Raw genomic sequence first — 19,604 nt, 5'->3', positions numbered from 1 at the left:
ATGATTAACAATATAGCACTACCGATGCCAAACCATTTAACAATATTTTTTGTTTTTCAATATTTTTTTAATTTTACTTGTCTTAAATTCCTGATGAAAATGTATAACACAAGCAAAAGCAAGTAGATATATCAACAGACATAAAAAATCAGTTTCTCTAATATAAGTAACCAAAAAATAAATCCCTAAAATAATAAAGAGAATCTTAATAATAAAAATTGAAATCACCTTTACTAATAGTGTTTTGAGATCTTTTTCCTTCAAAACAACTGTTTTCCAAGCAGTTCTCGGATATTTTTTTCTCGCCTTCGTTATCATCAACATTCCGCAAACTATCAGAGTTCCAATCATTGCAATACCGAGATTAAGCGTATACGATAATGTACCTATGGCTGAATTTAAAGCACTTGCAATTCCTTTTAAAAGAAAGACTGCAAGTGGAGCAGCAACCATAATCCAATTAGAACTATTTTTTTGATTTTGATATTGAAATACTTCGTTTTCTTCATCAAAATAAATCCATTTCGAATCCAAATAACCAATATATATTTTCATAATTAAAATTTCTCCGTTAATTTATTAATTAAAATATACTACCTAATCCCGAGAACAATCCATTAACTGCATCTCCAAGTTCTTCACTACCTAACAATTGCCCTGCAAAGTCAAGTGCTGCTCCCAATCCATATGGTAACGCTTTTGCAAATTTAGCACACCCTAAAAATCTATCTAATTTATTCACTAACGGTATTACACAATCTCCAATTTTCTCAATGCTTTCTCCTACCCTTGTAGTCAATCAACAAGAAAGCCACATCATGTGGGTTGAAGTTGACAGTGAGGGATAGGATATATTTTTTATAAATAGCAGAACAGATAAACAAGCCAAAAATATAGAATTTTCAAGGTACTAGAAAGAAAACGTTCTCGTTCTATTATACCACAATATCAAAACAATCCTCGTCCCATAGGAACAAAGCTATATTTTTGTATCATGAATTTAGGCTTATGACCACGCTAATTCATCTTACGACATAGAACAGACAAAAAAACGAGGAGTTGTTTTAATATTAAAGTAACTCCTCGTTTTTGATTTTTATTTAAAGAATAGTGATTTTTTTAACAATCTTTACAGATGCACATTATTTTGTTACACCCTTTTTAATTGTTGTTGCATTTTCATCAAGCCAACGTTGATAAATCTCGGCGAACCGTTCTTCTTCTTCATCACTATAGCCTTTATAAACCACTTTATCTACATCATCACGATTGAAGTAAAACAACTGTTCTGGGTTTAGTCCCATTGGATAAAAAGCTGCAGAATAGTCAAACAAAACACTTTCACCATTCTGTTCTATAGTAACCCCACGATTGAGAATCATTAGTTTTTGACTTCCCTCCTTTAAATAAACAATTGTTCCAATTGGCAAAATAGACATTTATTTGATTTCCTTTCAATTTATAATTTCTTTAATTCTACAATACTATACACCATCGTATAAGCAGTCTTGAACTTTAAATGCATCATTCAAAACCCAAATACTTTCTGAATTTCGTTATCAGTTACATTATAGCTTTTTCAGTTCTTTAAATTCTAGGTATTTCTGTTGATAAGCATAAGTCAATGGAATAACGCCAGATTCAATCCAAATAAATAGATAGGCCAACAAACCATTCAACACTAGAATTGCAGCTTCTGTTCCATCATCTAGTCCCATATAAAAAGAGAAAGCAATTGTATGTAAAATGGGAAATAGATAAGCATGGAATTGTCTTTTTTTCTTATTATTCTGAAAGACTATTTTAAACCTCTTCTTTTCCTGTGATAAACGACTTGAAATCTCCTTCCTTGATTTGATTAAAATACCTTGATAGACAATATAGGCTACCAAAATAGATATGAGAAATAAAGATACTTTTAAATGCAGATGATGACTAATATCATAATATCTAAAAATTGATGTTACTACTCTATACAGAAGAAGACTAAAACCAATATATACCATACGCATTCCTGAGGGTCCCATCTTAATTTTTTTATCAAAATTTTTATTCTTACTATCAAGTTCTATCAAATCAACTTCAAGATTTTCAGGGGAAAATCCCCAGTAATAACTCTTTGGTGTCGTGGAGTTGGAATCGAGAACGTACTTTTTCTCTCCCATCTCTAACACATCAAAATAAGCAACATCCAATCCTCTAAAATTAATTTTCACATTTACCACCCAAACACTTTCTGAATTGATTTAATACCTGAATCAAAGGCCTCATTTAATTTCTCGAATTCCTTCAAATGTGACGTTTCTAATCTTATAAGCGGAAAGAATGGGAACCTTTCCAAATAAAAATGATAGAAGGAAAAATGAGATAATGCTATTGATAACGAGAACAAGCCCTTCTCCGCCATCATTAATTGACAAATAGAGAACTAAACAAGCTATTATAGGAACATTAAAAATATAGGCATCAAAAACTTGCTTTCTTGCAGATACTGGTTTAAAAATCATCTCATATCTTCTGCTAGAAGAAGGCAGTAAAGCTTTAACATTTTTACGTTCTTTCTCTCTTGTAAAATAAAAAATGAAGTAGGAGAATAGTATAGATGCGCAAAATACTACTAATTTTAAAATTATCTGTTGACTAATATTGTACTCTTTAAAAAAAGTTTTCAATAAAGAATAAACAATGACTACAAGAGGTTGGACCATGATTGCCACATATGAAGCTTTAAACTTATTAATCGGGGTACTAAAATTGATATCCTCTCTGTTAAGTTCCGCCATCTCAACCGTTAATTCCTCCGTTGGAACACCCCAATAGTAGAATTTAGGAGTCATTGAACTGGCATCTAATATATATTTTTTCCCATTTAGTTCTACAAGTTGATGACAAAAATACTTCGTTTCTCTATAATTAATTTCCAAAATTACCACCCAAACACTTTCTGAATTGATTTAATACCTGAATCAAATGCTTTGCCGACATCTGATATACTTTTATTAAGATTGTCACCCATCTCGTTTGCTATATCTTTGATTCCTAGAAAATTATAATTATATGCCAAAGTAGCAAGTGTTGCTGCCGCAATCCCAGCACCAATAGCCCAACCAATCGGACCTGTAGCTGCATATGCAGCTACACTTAAAATAGCCTCTGAACCGGTTGCATAATATGCCGCCGCAAGTGTTGTTGCAGCTGCATCTACTGCTAATGTAGCGATTGCAGTAGTTGCAACAGTATGTGTAAAGGCACGCCCGGCATTCTCATTTTGTAGGTTGTTCAAAAAGTCCATCCCTATAAATATCGAACTAATCGCTGAAATCCCAACAGAAGAGTTTGTTCCTGTTATAGGGATATTAATTTCTGAAATCGTGAATTTCTTAAGTAGGTTCTTAGCATTTGCCTTGAATAAAGCATCCGTATATCCTTTACTATCCCCAGAGTAGGTCATGTTTATATTACCAAACTTATCAGTAGTAGTAAAATACTTAAAGTATTCTGACAGTTGAGGATTCGTTGAACTTAACTTAGAAATTGTGTCTTTAGCAATTTCTTCCAAAGACGTATTTCGGATATTTTCAAGAAACTCCCCTAGCACGCTTAGGTCAACATTTTTACTAAATTTACTCTCGACATATTTTCGTACAGCATCTTTAACATTATCGGGCAACTCTTTACCTGGATACCGTTTCCCATACTCTGCAATCGCTGCGATATCATTCTCATCTAATTCGGTTTTATTTTTAATTTTATCTAAAACATTTTGATAATTTTGAACTACCTCAGAACGTTTCGTCCACTCACTATTAATATTACTAGCCCAAGGAGCTTGTCCCTCTACTTTAAATGTCCCATCAAACTTTCCAAAGTCACCTGTAACTTGTTCGAAACCTTGGAAAACTAAGGTCTGTAAGCTTTCTGAATCCGAAAACTGACCACTAGTCGAGCTCGCAAACGACTGCAATTTTTCTAATTTCCTTTGTAACTCATCTCGCTTACTCGTCGCATTTGAGATAACTCCTCGAACATTACTTATATATATAGGATTGACGTCCTTTAGATTATATAAACTATATAAAATAGATTCATAAGTCGAAATGGTTGTATTCTTCGCTTCAATTTGCTGTTGAAGTATATCCTCATCTAGACTTTCTCCACCGACTTGTGAATAGTAAAGAGTCGGTAGTTCACCGGCTTTTCCTCCTAGACTCTCTGAAAAGAGGATAACTCCTCTAAGTAGGGGAACCATTATATTTTCCGCATAGGACTTAGCGCTATCATAGGCTGCCCCTTTCAACTCCTCCTCTGTAATCAAATTATTAAAAGCACTAATGACATCGTTATAATAATTCACACGGCTGCTTAATACACTATTTGCTGTACTGCCCTGCGAATCTGCTGAGCCTATATCTACTTTAATCCCCATTCTTCTCCTCCTTCTCCTCGTTTTGTAATTCAAGACGGCGTTGTTGAAAAAGAAGTTCCTCTTTTTCGCCCTCTAGCTTACTCATTGCTTTTTTTAATTCTTCTTTCCTCTCAGAGATAAAATCATCAAGTAGCTGTTCATTCCTTTTTAACATCTCTATATCTTCAAGACGATCCATCTCATCTTTAACGGATAACGGATAATAGCCTAATTCTCTATATGGAATGAAGTTCGTTTGACAAAGATCTAAGATCTCCGTCGCAACGGAAAGAAACTGATTTCTTTCTTCTTTTAGCTTTGATAATTTCGTTTGAATTTGTTGAACACTACATTGAATATCTTCTAATTTTCTAGTTTTTTCCATCCTCACTCCTTAAACAAATTATTTTGAGGAACAAATGACGGATTTGTGTATGGCGAAGATAGACCAGTTGTCCCCTTATTTTGACTCGACGGTAAATTATTCTGCCACATTGTACTTATATTCTCATCTACTACTTCGAATTCATTTGCGACACCATGAATTAATTTTACGAATTCACTTATTTTTGATTGAATATTTTGAGCAATAGATGCCTCATTGATGATCAATTTTCTTCCTACCGTATTAGCGGTATAATAGCTTGTCTTATCTCTAGTAACTGTACCGGCAGTTGTAATGCTATTGCTTGCTGATACAATTCCAGTTGCAATAGTACTTGCCTTGCCTTTTTCACTTTTTACTTGTCCCATGTTCAATAACCTTTTCAATTATCCTTTCTACTATCAAATCGTCAAGAGACAGGGTTGAATCTTAAGTATCAAATAATATTGTTACTTATTCTTACTAATTTTGAGTTTGATGATTTCTTTCCGAGAATGTAAATAAACCTGATCGGGATCTGGAGCCACATCTCTGCTATATATTCCTTTATCTAAGAAGGTTTGATCCATTAGGCGCATACCAAAGATGACCCATTGGACATTTGTTTTGAGGTATCTTGGAATTGGGTCAACGCTTGTTCCAATATAAGTATAATCTGTACCAATAATAAACCTCATCCCTACTCGATAACCATTCTCAAACATAAATTGAAGCTGTTGAACATTTAAATCGCTTTCGGATACAAGTGCTCTCATATTTGGTATAAAAACAATCCACTCAGATGAGATTCCTTTTTCAAGACGGCGCTCTATTTCGTAGATTAGCTGATTTCCTATGTCCGATACTTCCTTTTTACTTCCAACATAGGTTTTCACCTGATTACTATATGACTCATATTCTTGGAAAGCATCAATCAACATCATATGAACGTTAGGCATTTTAAGAATAGTTCTTAATAAATGATGAGTTATATTATCAAAAGTATCTTCTGCATTTGATACATAAGCCATGTGTTTAAATTTGCTAAGAGAAATATTGACACTTCCAACCATTTCTAGCTCCAAACCGATAGGAATCTGACCATTCTCAATAGCTTCTTGTACACTAGGCAATTTCAAAAATTCTTCCACCATCAACTCCTCTGGTACCATCGGGATGGCACTTGGGCGCTGTCCTGTCCAGGCTTCTTGGAGGGAAGCCACTTTCTGACGAAGGTTATTGAGGACTTGGTTTTCGTTGTCTCCAGAGACTGGGAGTGCCAGCTGGATGACATCCACGTCTTCACGCTTCATGAGAGCCCGTCCCTTGATGTCTTCCATGGTCATGGCAAGGGGCGTAGAGCCCACAATCGTCCGCACTTCACTAGCTTCATTTTGTGGTAGGCTCAACTGGTGCTTGAAGGCAGAAATTGCCTCATTATAGGATGCTATTCTAGCTTCTCCAACCCTTGTAGTCAATCAACAAGAAAGCCACATCATGAAGGTGGAACTTGACGGCAAGAGACAGGATTTTTTTGTAAATAGCATAGCAGATAAATAAGCGAAAATATAGAATTTTCAAGGTACTAGAAAGAAAACGTTCTCGTTCTATTATACCACAATATCAAAACAACCCCTTCCCATAGGAACAAAGCTATATTTTTGTATCATGAATTTAGGCTTATGACCATGCTAATTCATCTTACGAAATGGAACAGACAAAAAACGAGGAGTTTCTTTAATGTCAAAGCAGCTCCTCGTTTTTAATTTATATTTAAAGTATAGTGATTTCTTCAACAATCTCTAAAAATATAGCTTATTCGAATTTTGTTACACTTTTAATGGTTTTAAAATTTTGTTTACTTCCAAGTTCAAGTTATCCACTAAATAGAGAGTTGAGAGTATAAAAAAGAGAGAACGAATCTCGTCCTCTCTCGATGTTCACTTCTCATCAACACACTACAGTTGATAAAGAGCCAAAGAACAAATAGTTTTACAATTTTAATATAGATCCCCTACGAATGAAAGTTAGTAAGTTTATTGTTTTGGAAATAAACCTATAAATTAAATTATACCTTCAATTTTGGATATTTAATACTATCCTTTTGTTTCTTGAATAATTCTTGTAAATCATCCTCTTTTTCCGAATGATATCCTTCGAATATCACCTTTTCAATATTCTCTTGATTAAAATATAAAAGTTCTTCATTTGCTGCCCCTGTTGGATATAGGCATGCTACATAATCAAAATAGCCAATTGTACCCTCTTGATTGTACAATGGAAATCTACCTATAATCATCACATCAATCGTTCCATTATGAAGGCGAACAACAGTACCAATAGGTAATAAATTAGACATTTTTCTCTCCTTTTTCTACTATTTTAATGATTTTTAACCATCTATTAAGTTGGTAATCAAATTTGAACATAAATATCACTAAAAAACTAACCGCCAAAAAGAGTACGGCAATGGTTTCATTTCCAAAGACAAACAAAAGAGTAGCGATTACAGTTAGGACTCTAAAAAGATTAAGAAGACATTTAAAGTACCCTCTTCTTCTCTTCAAAGATCTGACAAACTTCTTACTCTGTTCCCCATCCAACTCTGATTTTTTTAATTTTAAAGTTCCGTGGTAAAATCTGATAATCAAAGCGGCCAAAAAATAAGATAAAACGCCTAAGATCGTAACCGTCCCAACTCGGACTAACTGATTATTAAATATTCCTGCTTTAGCCAATATATCAGAAATTTTATTTATAATGTACAGCGTAACAGGCAGTAGAATATAAGACCAGTAATTAGGAGAAGATGTTTCCTCTAGCAATACCTTATTCTCCCAATCAAAATGATAATTTTTGCTCTCCCATATCCCTAAATTAATAATTGTTTCCATATATAAATCCTTTTAATTAAATACACTACCTAATCCCGAGAAAAATCCATTAACTGCATCTCCCGCACTATCCCATATTTTCTCAGCTGTATCACCAACAGATTTCATCGTATCACCTACTACTTTCTTTGTACCATCCCAAACATCACCAGCAAATTCCACGACTTTATCCCCATATTTATCATATAGATAATCAAATACCATTGACAATCCTACACCAGCAAAGAAACCAATCGGACCACCTACAACACCTAAAGCTAATTGAATCAGGAGATGCCCACCTGTCTTAATTGCTGCATCTCCAACATCTTCGCCACTGTATAACTGTGTGCCAAAATCAATCGCTGATCCCAATCCATATGGTAAAGCTTTCGCAAATTTAGCGCTCCCTAAGAATCCATCTAATTTATTCACTAACGGTATTACACAATCTCCAATTTTCTCAATGCTTTCTCCCACCATTTTATTAACTGTAGAACCAGGTGCAGTTGATAGAAGTGCACTCAATCCATATTTCGTTAGTGTATTCCCAATCTGTGATTTTAAGCCATTGATTAAATATGGAACTTGATATGGAAGCGTGTAAGAGGTGTAATGTTCTGACACTAACTCAGACCATTTATCACTCAATTTTGAAGTGATACTTTCCTTTAAAAAATCTACAGACTTATTCTTTAGATCATCCGGAGAAATATTTATACCATTTTGTTTAAGGAAGTTAAAAACACTATCTAAAGCTTCTTCACCAATTTCTCCTCTTTTATATGCCTCTGAAGTATCTGATATCATTTTTACAATGTCATTGATTTCTTTTTCAACATAATTCTTCAAAGCATTATTCACACTATCAGGAAGATCCCTTCCATAGCGTTTTTGATAAGCTTCGAGCACTTTCACATCATCCTCAGAGAGTTCTTTGCCATCCTCAATTCTTTTGAGAACCTTCTGATAGTCTTCATCAATCTTGACTTTCTTATCCCATTCACCCTCGATATTCTTTGCCCATCCCAGAGTATGCACAGAGTGCTTGGGAAAAGTACCACTAAAACTTGAAAATTCTGTTTGGATTTGGCTTAATCCCGTTTGGAGATTTTGAGCTAAGTTATCAACTAAACTACTACCTTCCCCTGCAGAAAAAACTTCATTAGAACTTCCAGCAAATAGATTTAACTTGCGGAGCTTATCCATTTTTTCATTTCTTTGTCCAGTTAAAGAATCCATGCGGTTTAAAAGACTACTTAAAGTGCTTGTACTTGTGGATTCGTCTCCAACCATTGCATAGTACATCCATCTAATACCGTGAAGACTAGCTTCAAGGCTACGAATTTCACTTTCAAGTACCTCTGAATCAAGATCCTCACCGCCAACTTCTGATTGATATTTTGATGGTAGCTTTGGAACAGCTTCACTCACTAATTCTGTATACATGATGGCTCCCTTGAGCAAGGGAGTGATTACATTCATACCATATTGTTTACCACTATCATAGGCTGCCCCTTGCAAATCTCCTGCATTATCAAATGCTGATAATGCAGAAATTGCCTCATTGTAGGAAGCTATTCTAGCTTCCCCTACGGAAGCCATTGTCTGACCCTGCGTATCAGAAGATCCTAATACCATTTTTACCATATTACTTCTGCGACTCCTGTTCTATCATTAATTTCTTTCGAGCATGGCAGAGCTCATCTAACTCTCTTTCCAATCGGTCTTCTTGTTTCTTGATTGAATCTTTTCGTTCCTCCGACCACGCTTCAACTAATGCACCTACACTGCCTATGTCCATTATCAAATCTTGATAAGTTTGATAATCTTTTGACGATAGAGGCAATTCTAAGATTTGTCGCAATGGAAGCAAACTTTGTCGATGCATTTCAAATAGTTCATTTTCTTTTCGAGTAACTTTCTTCTTCTCCAAACTTAGTTGATTTAGAAAATTATCCAGTTCTTTTGATTTATTATCAATTTCTTCTAATGTTAGTTTCTTCATTATTCTTCTGAAAAATAGCTCCTATTTGGAACAAATGTAGTATTATTCTTTGGAACTGCACTCGTTTGAGGTAGCGCAGAAGTATTGGTATCTATGTTTGCAGCAAGCTGACTATCAACTGCTACAAATTCAGCGGCTGTACTCTGTATCCTTGAAACAAATCCATTTAAAACCTCTGCAATAGAAGACGCATACTCAGCTTCTTTAGGAATCTTCTCCGCAGCTGTACTATTTCCTGGATACTCACTCGATTGGTCTAGAACAACTTTATTTCCAGATATAATACTACTAGATGAGCTAGCAATTCCAGATGCAATAGAACTAGCTACTTCTTCTTTACTTTGTATTAGTGGCATACAAATCCCTCCAAATTAGTCATTTTTAGTAATTTTTAATTTAACGGCTTGTTTACGATCATGCAGATACACCTCATCCAACTCTAGTCGAGCCTCTCTATTATTATAAGGTTTATCTAAAAACATTTGATCCATTAAACGCATACCCAACATAACCCACTGCGCATTGGATTTAAGATATTTCGGAACTTCATGGATATTATTTCCAATATATGAATGCTCACTACCAATTACAAAATGCAATCCTACACGCAAACCATTTTTGAATAAAAAGTCCAAATCTTTTTCTGACAGACCATGCTCAACAATTACTTTTATATTTGGCATAAAAATCAACCAATCAGAGTATAAGTCTCCTTCTAGTCGGCGATTAACCTCAAATATTAATTGTTGAGCTATTTCAGAAATTTCTTTTTTACTACTAATATATGTTGACACTTTTTCACTATAAGACCTATATTCCTCCAGTGGATCTACAAGCATCACTCGTAATTTCTTACCAAAACAGAGTGATGTATTTAATAAATGATGTGTTTGATTTTCTAATGACTCAGCAGAATCAGAAAGATAAATCAAGCTTTTTAATTGATTAAACGAAATAGCAACACTCTGTACCATTTCAAACTCCAGACCAATCGGCAATTCATGATTTTGAATCGCCTCTTGAGTTGTAGGCAGATTGAGAAATACATCCATGGTCAACTCCTCTGGTACCATCGGGATGGCACTTGGGCGTTGTCCTGTCCAAGCTTCTTGGAGGGAAGCGACTGCTTGGCGCAGGTTGTTGAGGACTTGGGTGTCATTGGCTCCATAAACTGGGAGTGCCAGCTGGATGACATCCACGTCTTCACGCTTCATGAGGGCACGGCCCTTGATATCTTCCATAGTCATGGCGAGTGGCGTAGAGCCCACGATGGCTCGCACTTCACTAGCTTCATTTTGTGGTAGGCTCAACTGGTGCTTGAAGTTCGAGTAGAGTTGAGCACGAAGGTTGGACTGGCGACCCGCTGTCATCAAGAGATGTACCCCAATGCTGAGACCTTCACGAGAGATGCGCACCAAGAGCTTGAAGAGTTCTGCCTCATAGGCTTCTTCCTTGAAAGCTTCATAGCTATCTAAGAGGATGACAATAGCCGGTTCTTCCTGACCACTAGCCTGACGATAGAGTTCCAAGGTCCCAACTCCATAGTCCGCAAGCAGTTTCTTACGGCGGTTGAGTTCTTTCTCCATGATTCGTACAAACTTAGAGATCTTCTCCGTTTGGTCCAGAGGCATGATATCCGCTACCTGAGGAAGCTTGGACAATTGAGCCAAACCATTGGTCCCAAAGTCCATCAAGTACATGGTAAGGTCCTTAGGACTGAACTTACGAGCCAAGTCCATACCTGCTGACTGAAGGAAGGTTGTCTTCCCGGTACCCGGACTTCCATAGAGAAGGACATGTCCGTCCTTGGCGAGATTGATAGAGACGGCTTCCTGCTTCTGAGCCTGTGGGATATCTGCCATTCCAAGTAGAATTGAGAGTGATTTCTCTTGTGCCCAGGCTATTGCTGGTTGCACTTCCTCCAGCTCCTCTAGCGCAATGCGCTCCTTAAGTGGTGGCAACCATGGCTGTGGTACTGGAGGGATCTCTTGTTCTTCACATAGGAGATGGATATTGTGCACAATAGCATCTAGCTCTGTCGGAACTTCCTTGATTTCATCGGCATCCTCTAAGCCCGATAAGTCTTCATTTAGGATTTCATATTGCCCCAATTCATTAATCAGGTAGATGGTATGGTCTTCAATTCCCATATCATCCTTTTCTGGCTGGTAATCTGCGCCTGACCAGGCTGACTGGAAGAGCTCATAGACTTCATTATTTCCGACTTGCAGATAGGCACGTCCCGTCTGAGTGATTTCGGCCGCATCCGGTGTATGAAGCATTTCATTGGAGTCCGAACGATCTGCTACCTTAAGGGCAATCTTAAAGCGAGAGTTGGACCAGATCTGGTCATCCACCACACCTGATGGCTTTTGAGTAGCTAGGATCAAGTGGACACCGAGGGAACGCCCGACACGCGCAATAGATACCAACTTCTTGATAAAGTCGGGCTGGTTAACCTTGAGCTCTGCGAACTCATCTGAGATGATGAAGAGATGAGGGAGAGGTTCTGTCGCTTCTCCGTTTTTAAATTTCTTCTGGTATTGGTTGATATGGTTGACTTCGAACTCTCCAAAGAGTCGTTCACGACGATGGATCTCCGCATTGATCGAAGCCAAGGCCCGCATGGATTGGACACCATCCAAGTTGGTAATGGTTCCCAAGAGGTGGGGGAGGTTTTTAAAGAGATTGGCCATCCCACCACCCTTGTAGTCAATCAGCAAGAATGCCACATCATGAGGGTGGAAGTTGACAGCGAGGGATAGGATGTAGGATTGGATCGTTTCTGACTTCCCTGATCCAGTCGTCCCTGCGATTAAACCATGAGGTCCATGAGCTTTTTCATGTAGATTGAGCTGAACCAGGTCATCCTGACCACGCAGACCAATCGGCACAGCCAAACTCTTGTAGGGTGCGTTCTTTTTCCAACGGCTCGATACCTGCAAGTCCTCAAAGGTCTCCGCACCATACATTTCCATAAAGGTCACGGAATCTGGAATCGAACTCTTAAGGTTTTGGAGGTGATTGAGCGGTGCCAAGGTACGGGCGATCCGCTCCTTATCATAATCTGCTGGGAAATGATCCAAGCGGAAGTCCGTCTCTTTCAAGACCCCTTCTTCCATGACCAGTTGGCCCGTATTTCGGTCCTTGATATTGATCACTGTCTGGATATTCTCAGACAAGGAACTCATGACATCCTCTACAAAGATGAGAGAACAGCCTAATTCCGTTGGATCTTCGGTAAAGAATTCCATGATAATATGGTCCAAAATCAGCTTCTCATCGGTTACTAGAACCACGTAATGAGGATGGAAGAGGGTGCTCTCCTTGTGGGATGCTTCTTCCTTTTGACTACGACGTAGTTTCAAGATTTGGTTCAAGCTATTGAGAACCTGGTCTCGTGTCCGTTGATTGTAGACAAAACCGCGAACATTGAGTTCTTGCAGTTTGGCATGAGGTAGCCAACGCATCCAAGACCATTGTTCTTTTTCCTCTTCTGGCAAGATCGTAATAAACTGCACATCATGATAAGAATGAAAAGTCGCTAACTGCATCACCAAAAGCTGCAGTTGTTCTAGGACGAGATTTCTAGGTCCAATATAACCAACCGGTCCATGGCTAAGGTTTGCCGGAATCGGCATATCCGGAATTTTTTTGTGACGACTATAGAGAGCATAACCCTCTTCTTCCAGAGCATCCTTCTTACCACTGCGCTCCTGTTGACCATATTTCAAGTCATAGCTAGTCGGTATTTTCCCGAGTCCCAAACGATAGTATAAGAAGTCAAAATGTAAGGGAGTTTTTTCGTAAATCCGGTGATTGTAACTCTCAACCAAGTCCGTCAACTCTAAAATAGTTGGAAAATGATAGTGCATCCCTTCTTTTTGTTCCCGCTCCAGACGAGTCAATTCCTTTACCTTATCTTTCAGGTAAAGACGATAGAGATCGATCCGTTCCTTCTTATCAGCCTTGTACTTTTTACGATTTTTGATAAAACCACGGATAGAAAAAATCATTGTGGTTATGGACATCCCTACTGTCGCAAGAATATAGATCCCTCGAGGTTGAACCAAGGTGATCAAGACGGTTACCCCGACCATCGTAAGAGGAGGAACGATTAGCTTTAACAGTTCATCACTTGGCTTAGCTGGTTCTTGACCTGGAGGGTTAATCAAGATTTTATCTTCACTTCCACGATAAATGATTCGTGGAGAGCGGTGATAATCTGGATAATCTTCATAAAAACCATATCGAGAGGGTTCTCTCAGCGTTAGTTGTCTCCCAACTTGAGCTGGTCCCGAAACCCATACTTCGTCTGGAAAGAGCTTTATTGTCACCGCTCCTAAACTCAACTCATCTCCAAAACCAATCAATTGCTGGTCCATTTGTTCCAGATGATTGTTTCGATAAAATGCGCCTTTTAATCGAGTTAGCATCCATTGATTCTGAGATTTTTGGAGTAAGAGTTCGACATCTTCATCTAGTGTGATCAACGCACCTTTATGAGAACCAATCTGAAACTCTGATAAATCCAAAAGATCATAGACCCTTGGACCCCCTTCTCGGATATAAAAGACAACCTCACCCAAACGTAGACCATCTTTCAATAATCCTGCTTCGTTCTCATACTGATAAAAGATCTTGTCACCGTCAAGCTTGAGCTGAATCGGACTCTCCTGTTGAGGAAGGTAGACTTGGGCCTTTTCTGTAGCCCCAACCAAGACCGTCTTAGCTGCACTCAGTTCTACTTCATAACGCAGACCTTGACTGTAGAAAATGATTTGTTTTTTCATAGTTTCTCTCCTTGGTCTACCTTAATTACTAGAGGAGCTGCTAGGGCTAGTTTTCTTCTCAGATGAAGGTTTGCTTTCAGAAGGCTTGTCTTGTGAACTAGGACTAGAACTAGTAGATGCATTAGAGCTAGAATCACTTGTTAATAGCTGACTTCGGCTATCCCAGTATTTCTTATATTCACTATCCAAAGTATTCAGTTTACTTTCACGATCTTTCCCTGACAACTTACCATCTTCCCGAACCTGCTTGATTTCCTGAGTCAAAGCATAGAGAATCAAGTCACTGTCGTTAATCCGTTTGGCAATATCAAGTGCCTCTTCAAAGCGATTTCGCCCAACTTGAATCCAATAAGTCAAATACAGCTCATCAGACTTGAGGGTTACATTATTCAGAATGACCTTCTTTTGTTCAGAAGAAAATTCCAATCCCTGAATATAAGAGAAGGCTAACTCATACTTCTGCGTATTAGGCAAGCTAGCAGGAGCAATTCCCTCTAATTCTGTAATAACCGCGCTATAATCTACTTTAATAAAAGCTGTATCCGCCTGCAACATCTTTTCTTTGAAAGGATTTTGCATGAAAATCAAATAGATAAGCGGAACGATCAACAAAACAACACTCGCTGTCAACCAAATCGTTGCCAATTTAAACACTCGGTGTCGTCTGCTTGGAACCAATACTAAATCCGCCTGTTCTTTCGCAGATTTCTCTACATAATACCGTTCCAAAATAGTAACTGCTGTTGCAATATCATCTGCCTGACACAGGTCATTTAAAAAGTCTGGCAAGGTCTCTAATTCCAAGGACCCATTGTAAAGGTCCATAAAGTCAAAATCACTAAATAGTGTTACGGTAAAACACTTAGCCTGACGTAGAAAATCTTCTGAGGATATTGATTGAGGAACCATCAGACCAGGAATTCCACGATAAGCAATCTTAGCCTGAGCATCTTTGGTAATAAAGAGATTTACTGGATGCAAAAGGAAGGTCACTGGCAACTCCAAGGCTCCTTCTAGACGAAAAACGTTTAGGGCCAAACGAATTCTCTCCGAAATGGTACGGCTCTTTATTTCTTCATAAGTCAAACCATGAGCTTCGACTTGATAGGAGAAGGTTACACTGTCCTCATCAGAGACCATCGATTGCTCCAAAAAGAACGGATGATGCAAATCCAACAGTAACAGTTCCCGTAAATCTTGACTCGCTACATCTGAACGCTTAAGGCTCAATTTCCAAGTTGTTTCATTTTTTTCATATACAAACGGCTGTTCGCCAAATATAAATTTTTCCTCAGTCACCTAAATCTCCTCTATCTCTACTAAATCCCCTGTTGTCATTGGATAATCAGATAGTTGTTTTCCTTCATCAATCAATAATCCTTTGTTGACAATTCTAAGTTGATATTTTTTTCTCTGTTTACCTGGAGTAAAAATCGTATCCACTTCTCGGATTAACCGTCGCACTTCAATCCGACTAGGAATGCGAATATCCACATCTTTTTCTTTCAAGCGTAGAGTAATATTGATATGTTGCTCCACTGTTTATGTACCTCCTGTATATGATTCTGTTCTTACTAAGTTGTTAAGACGGACTTGCTAAAACATTATTCTATCCCTTCGGCCATAAGGCGATAACTCATCACAGCTGTAGCTACGAAAAGTAATAAAAACAATGATATATAGGCTAACTCCGGAAGAAAATCACTCAAACCATCTTTTTCTAACTGACCAATATTTGTTTGAAATTTAGATGTTATTTTTGAATTTGGCTGAAACAACTGCTCTGCAGGATTTTTTTTAACTGGTCCCTGTATAGCAGAAAACAGTTGGCCCCTTTCTGTGATCAACTGTTCCTCTTGATGCTGCTGCATGTCTTGCAACTTCTTTTGGGTCGCTTCGTTAAAAAGCTCCTTTGTTTCTTCAGATTGTAGACCAAAGTTAAGTCCCTCTTTTTTCTCAAGTCGAGAATCATCAATCTGTAAACGATTATCCTTCAAATCATCTGCAGCAGCCATTGAGACTGCTGCACATGCTACTAAGGTAAGAAGTAAAAGAATTATTTTTTTCATTTCCTATTCTTTCTCAGTTTGAAATACTTGAGGCCAAAAGCTTCTTTCTTTGATAAAAATATTTATAACAAGTAATCCAGCTACGACAATCATCATTGCAATAAATGCTAAAATATTTGCCGGTTGTCCATCAAAATATCCTGAAAGGAAAGCTTCTAATATTGATAAAGCATTAAGATTTTTGATGAAGGCTGGGAAACCTGTTAGACTGGCCGTCGTCCCAATTGCATTTGATAGATAGACAAAGCTAATCATCATAAAGAAGGCAAGACCCATTCCAATTACTCGGAAATGTTTAAGTAATAAATACTGCCCTTGAATCAGTACCAAAGCAGCTAAAACAATTAGCAATACCCATGACGGTTGATATTCACGACCAACGTGAAGTTGAGCACTCGATACAATACCAACGACTAGACCAACTATTATAGCTAAAATAGATAGTAGGCCAACTGTCATAATATCTGTATCATGCAACTTGTCAAGCTTAAATTTATCTTTGACCTTACGAACAATATTTTGCGTTGCAAACAGATAGGCTGTAAAGAGGCTAACAATCTCCAATAGTAAAATCCATGTAAATGGACGGTAAACATTGACAGTAGCTTTTACTGAAGTAGCATTTTGGGTAACAGGATTGGATAAGAAGTTCAACAATACTTCGTTTGGTACCCCATTTTGATAGGCATTATTCAGAACCTTCACAAAGGATTCTACAAAGTTTCCATTATTAGTCAATTCTTCGTTAAACTGCGTCATCAAGGAGTCAGCATCTTGTGACAACTTTTCAGTACTTGTTTGAGCGTTTGACAATTCACGATTGAAATTACCTAAAGTCTCCTTTACAGACTCTGCAGCTTTGACATTGCTTTGAGAAGACTCCTTCACAGCAGAAGAGTTAGTGAAGAGATTTTTATAATCTTCATCGAGTGATTTTAAATCCCTATCTATATCTTGAAAAACGGTACCCTCTTTCGCTTGTTTCTCAAATTCGCCAAACTTTTTGAATAGGTCTAATTGTTCATTAATTTTATCATTCAAATCCTTGTTAGTATTTAAAACTTCCTTAACATTTTTTTCTAGGATAGGCTTCAACTCAGTCAGTTTAGCTAAGGCTTTATCTACCTTATCCTTAGCACCATCTGTATCTTTGGTGTTGTCAGGTTTAGTTAGGCTTTCTTCGTATTTCTTAAGATTTGAACTAATAGCTTCGAACCAAATATCTGACAATGCTTTAGACACATCACTATTTTTTAACCCTCTGACGGTATCGTATGCTTTTTTTAGTGATTCTACCTTTTGATAGGCAGAGGCTATTTTCTGAACCTTTTGTCCGTAAGTCACTGCTGCTTGCTGAACGGCTGAGACATCTATGGGAGCACTGACTGCTTGAACATCATTCAAGGAAATATCAATAGTCTCTGGCTCCGCTTTTGGAGTTGGGCTTGGACCCCCAGTTGAACCTGTAGTCGGAGTTGGAGTCGGAGTTGGAGCTGGAGCTGCCTCTGCAAGACTATATGCTACTTTGAAAGTCCCACCAGTCTTCAAATCAATTTCTTGGCCAAACTCAACTGGTGTGCCATCATAAGTGACCGAATGAACCGTCACTCCTGTTCCAGCCTTCCATGATACCTTAGCCTTTGTTCCTGTTCGTCCAACAGCACTTGTACTAGTAATCGCCTTATTTTCCAGATTCTTCAAGTCCGCCAAAGAAATCTCGTCGCTAGGCTCTTTAATCGTTTTTAAATCTGTATAGTTTACAGAAGGAATTGTGATTGGTGTTATACCAAAACCACTAAATTCTTTTCCACTAAAATCTTCTTTTGGTAATTCTGAGATTGCAGAAACCAGCTGCTCTTTGAGATATTCTTCAGCCTTCTCTAGGTCCTTGTTTGCAGCTTTATCCAAAAATCGACCGAGAGTGATTGTCTTCTCACTTGTTCCATAGTAAGAAGCTAGTTTCTCATCAATGAAGTCACGAATACCTTTTTTATGATTCTCAAACTTCGTTCTTTCATTTGTTAGATTGGTCTGTAAACTAACAATCTCTTCGCTGATGTCTTTTGCGACTGTTTTATAGGAAGATCCAACTTCAGGCTGCATTACATCAGAGGAGGTTACTTGACCTTCTATCTTGGAATTTAGAATCTTTTGGGTTTCCATTAATTCTTGTTTATAAGAATCAACCTGTTCCTTTACCTCATCCCTACTCTTAGATATAAGCTTTTCTATGACGTCCGCATAATTCTGCTTTGCTTGTTCCTTATTGTTAGACAATTCTCTGAAAGTGTTGTTATATTTAACCTGCGACTCATCAAAGCGATTAAAGGATTGTAAGTAGCTTTCCAAACCTGTCTTTAAGACACCGTTTGCATCAACTGAAGAACTAGACATACTGTAAAGAGTCGGGAAAATATTTTTAGAGTTAATTGCTGTTCCATATAAGTTTGTACGGTAGTTTCCGATATTAGTTGCTTGTATCTGTGAACTAGCTTGCACATTTTTTTGCGCCGTATAAAGATTGCTCAAAATACTCGCCATATACATGTCAACTAATTGACCATTTAAATCAGCAACAATGTCTTTTGCTAGTTTATTTGCATCATTTTCCACCTGCAAATTTCCTTGGGCATTGACCTTATAATTAATGGTTGTCTTATCAACATTGATACTGTTAATATCAAGTATTTTTTCAGAGAAGTCACTAGGAATTGTTAAAACGAGTTGGTATTTCCCACTTTCTAATCCGGTATCTGCTGCTCCACGAGGAACAACGGACCAGTTTTGTGAATTATCACGCTCGATGTTTTTTACATAACTAGCCCCCAAATTATACTCTTTTGTATCCACATAGACAGACTTATCTTCATTTACAATAGCCACATTTAATTTGGTCTGCTGATTTACTTTCGCGTTATTCTCATTGTTAATTGTCGTATTCTTTTGAACAGAAAGATTCAAAAGAACCATCATCAAGAGCAACAATAGGGCTAGCAAACTACTCCCTACATATTTATATATTCTATTCTTCTTCATTTGCCTTTTAATCATCTCCATTAAAAAAAATAGGAAGGCTCTCGCCCTCCTAAAGC

18 protein-coding genes and 1 pseudogene are annotated in these 19,604 nt (G+C 37.5%); all 19 read right to left on the bottom strand.

Annotated features, from left to right (window positions below; all coding sequences use genetic code 11):
- Positions 1-36: 36 nt before the first annotated feature.
- Positions 37-555, bottom strand: coding sequence for a hypothetical protein (locus B7696_RS07625; protein WP_020902043.1), 519 nt, complete (start codon positions 553-555; stop codon positions 37-39).
- Positions 556-583: 28 nt separating this feature from the next.
- A complete protein-coding gene (locus B7696_RS10220) occupies positions 584-742 on the bottom strand; it encodes a Flp family type IVb pilin (protein WP_192856314.1) in 159 nt (52 codons plus the stop codon).
- A gap of 400 nt (positions 743-1,142) precedes the next feature.
- Complete coding sequence (locus B7696_RS07620; protein WP_020902045.1) at positions 1,143-1,439, bottom strand: DUF4176 domain-containing protein; 297 nt, start codon at positions 1,437-1,439, stop codon at positions 1,143-1,145.
- A 129-nt stretch (positions 1,440-1,568) separates the two neighbouring features.
- On the bottom strand, positions 1,569-2,225 hold the full coding sequence (locus tag B7696_RS07615) for a DUF443 domain-containing protein (protein ID WP_020902046.1): 657 nt from the start codon (positions 2,223-2,225) through the stop codon (positions 1,569-1,571).
- 42 nt (positions 2,226-2,267) lie between these two features.
- Entirely contained in the window at positions 2,268-2,933 is a 666-nt protein-coding gene (locus B7696_RS07610; RefSeq protein ID WP_084863056.1) for a DUF443 domain-containing protein, read from the bottom strand.
- A complete protein-coding gene (locus B7696_RS07605) occupies positions 2,927-4,426 on the bottom strand; it encodes a T7SS effector LXG polymorphic toxin (RefSeq protein WP_020902047.1) in 1,500 nt (499 codons plus the stop codon). Before B7696_RS07605 ends, B7696_RS07610 begins: the two co-directional genes overlap by 7 nt.
- On the bottom strand, positions 4,416-4,790 hold the full coding sequence (locus B7696_RS07600) for a hypothetical protein (RefSeq protein ID WP_020902048.1): 375 nt from the start codon (positions 4,788-4,790) through the stop codon (positions 4,416-4,418). Before B7696_RS07600 ends, B7696_RS07605 begins: the two co-directional genes overlap by 11 nt.
- 2 nt (positions 4,791-4,792) lie before the next feature.
- On the bottom strand, positions 4,793-5,158 hold the full coding sequence (locus tag B7696_RS07595) for a TIGR04197 family type VII secretion effector (protein ID WP_020902049.1): 366 nt from the start codon (positions 5,156-5,158) through the stop codon (positions 4,793-4,795).
- Between the two features lie 81 nt (positions 5,159-5,239).
- Positions 5,240-6,190: pseudogene (locus tag B7696_RS07590) on the bottom strand (type VII secretion protein EssC); the annotation flags it as partial.
- A 647-nt stretch (positions 6,191-6,837) separates the two neighbouring features.
- Entirely contained in the window at positions 6,838-7,128 is a 291-nt protein-coding gene (locus B7696_RS07585) for a DUF4176 domain-containing protein (protein ID WP_020902051.1), read from the bottom strand.
- The gene (locus B7696_RS07580; protein WP_020902052.1) at positions 7,121-7,663 is read right to left on the bottom strand and encodes a hypothetical protein; all 543 of its coding nucleotides are present in this window, start codon (positions 7,661-7,663) and stop codon (positions 7,121-7,123) included. Before B7696_RS07580 ends, B7696_RS07585 begins: the two co-directional genes overlap by 8 nt.
- Before the next feature lie 12 nt (positions 7,664-7,675).
- The gene (locus tag B7696_RS07575; RefSeq protein ID WP_020902053.1) at positions 7,676-9,292 is read right to left on the bottom strand and encodes a hypothetical protein; all 1,617 of its coding nucleotides are present in this window, start codon (positions 9,290-9,292) and stop codon (positions 7,676-7,678) included.
- 1 nt (position 9,293) lies between these two features.
- Positions 9,294-9,650 (bottom strand): hypothetical protein, encoded by a 357-nt coding sequence (locus B7696_RS07570; RefSeq protein ID WP_020902054.1) that lies wholly within the window; start codon positions 9,648-9,650, stop codon positions 9,294-9,296.
- The gene (locus tag B7696_RS07565) at positions 9,650-10,006 is read right to left on the bottom strand and encodes a TIGR04197 family type VII secretion effector (RefSeq protein WP_020902055.1); all 357 of its coding nucleotides are present in this window, start codon (positions 10,004-10,006) and stop codon (positions 9,650-9,652) included. Before B7696_RS07565 ends, B7696_RS07570 begins: the two co-directional genes overlap by 1 nt.
- A 15-nt stretch (positions 10,007-10,021) precedes the next feature.
- Positions 10,022-14,443 (bottom strand): type VII secretion protein EssC, encoded by a 4,422-nt coding sequence (essC, locus tag B7696_RS07560; RefSeq protein ID WP_084863054.1) that lies wholly within the window; start codon positions 14,441-14,443, stop codon positions 10,022-10,024.
- A 21-nt stretch (positions 14,444-14,464) separates the two neighbouring features.
- A complete protein-coding gene (essB, locus tag B7696_RS07555; RefSeq protein ID WP_020902057.1) occupies positions 14,465-15,742 on the bottom strand; it encodes a type VII secretion protein EssB in 1,278 nt (425 codons plus the stop codon).
- Positions 15,743-15,982, bottom strand: a complete 240-nt coding sequence (locus tag B7696_RS07550; protein WP_020902058.1) for an EsaB/YukD family protein — start codon at positions 15,980-15,982, stop codon at positions 15,743-15,745.
- A gap of 65 nt (positions 15,983-16,047) precedes the next feature.
- Complete coding sequence (essA, locus tag B7696_RS07545; protein ID WP_020902059.1) at positions 16,048-16,512, bottom strand: type VII secretion protein EssA; 465 nt, start codon at positions 16,510-16,512, stop codon at positions 16,048-16,050.
- Between the two features lie 3 nt (positions 16,513-16,515).
- Positions 16,516-19,548, bottom strand: a complete 3,033-nt coding sequence (gene esaA, locus B7696_RS07540; protein ID WP_084863515.1) for a type VII secretion protein EsaA — start codon at positions 19,546-19,548, stop codon at positions 16,516-16,518.
- Between the last annotated feature and the right edge of the window lie 56 nt (positions 19,549-19,604).

Source organism: Streptococcus mitis, assembly GCF_002096815.1.
GTDB classification, from domain to species: Bacteria; Bacillota; Bacilli; order Lactobacillales; family Streptococcaceae; genus Streptococcus; species Streptococcus mitis_AD.
This window is presented reverse-complemented; position numbering and strand designations above follow the sequence as displayed.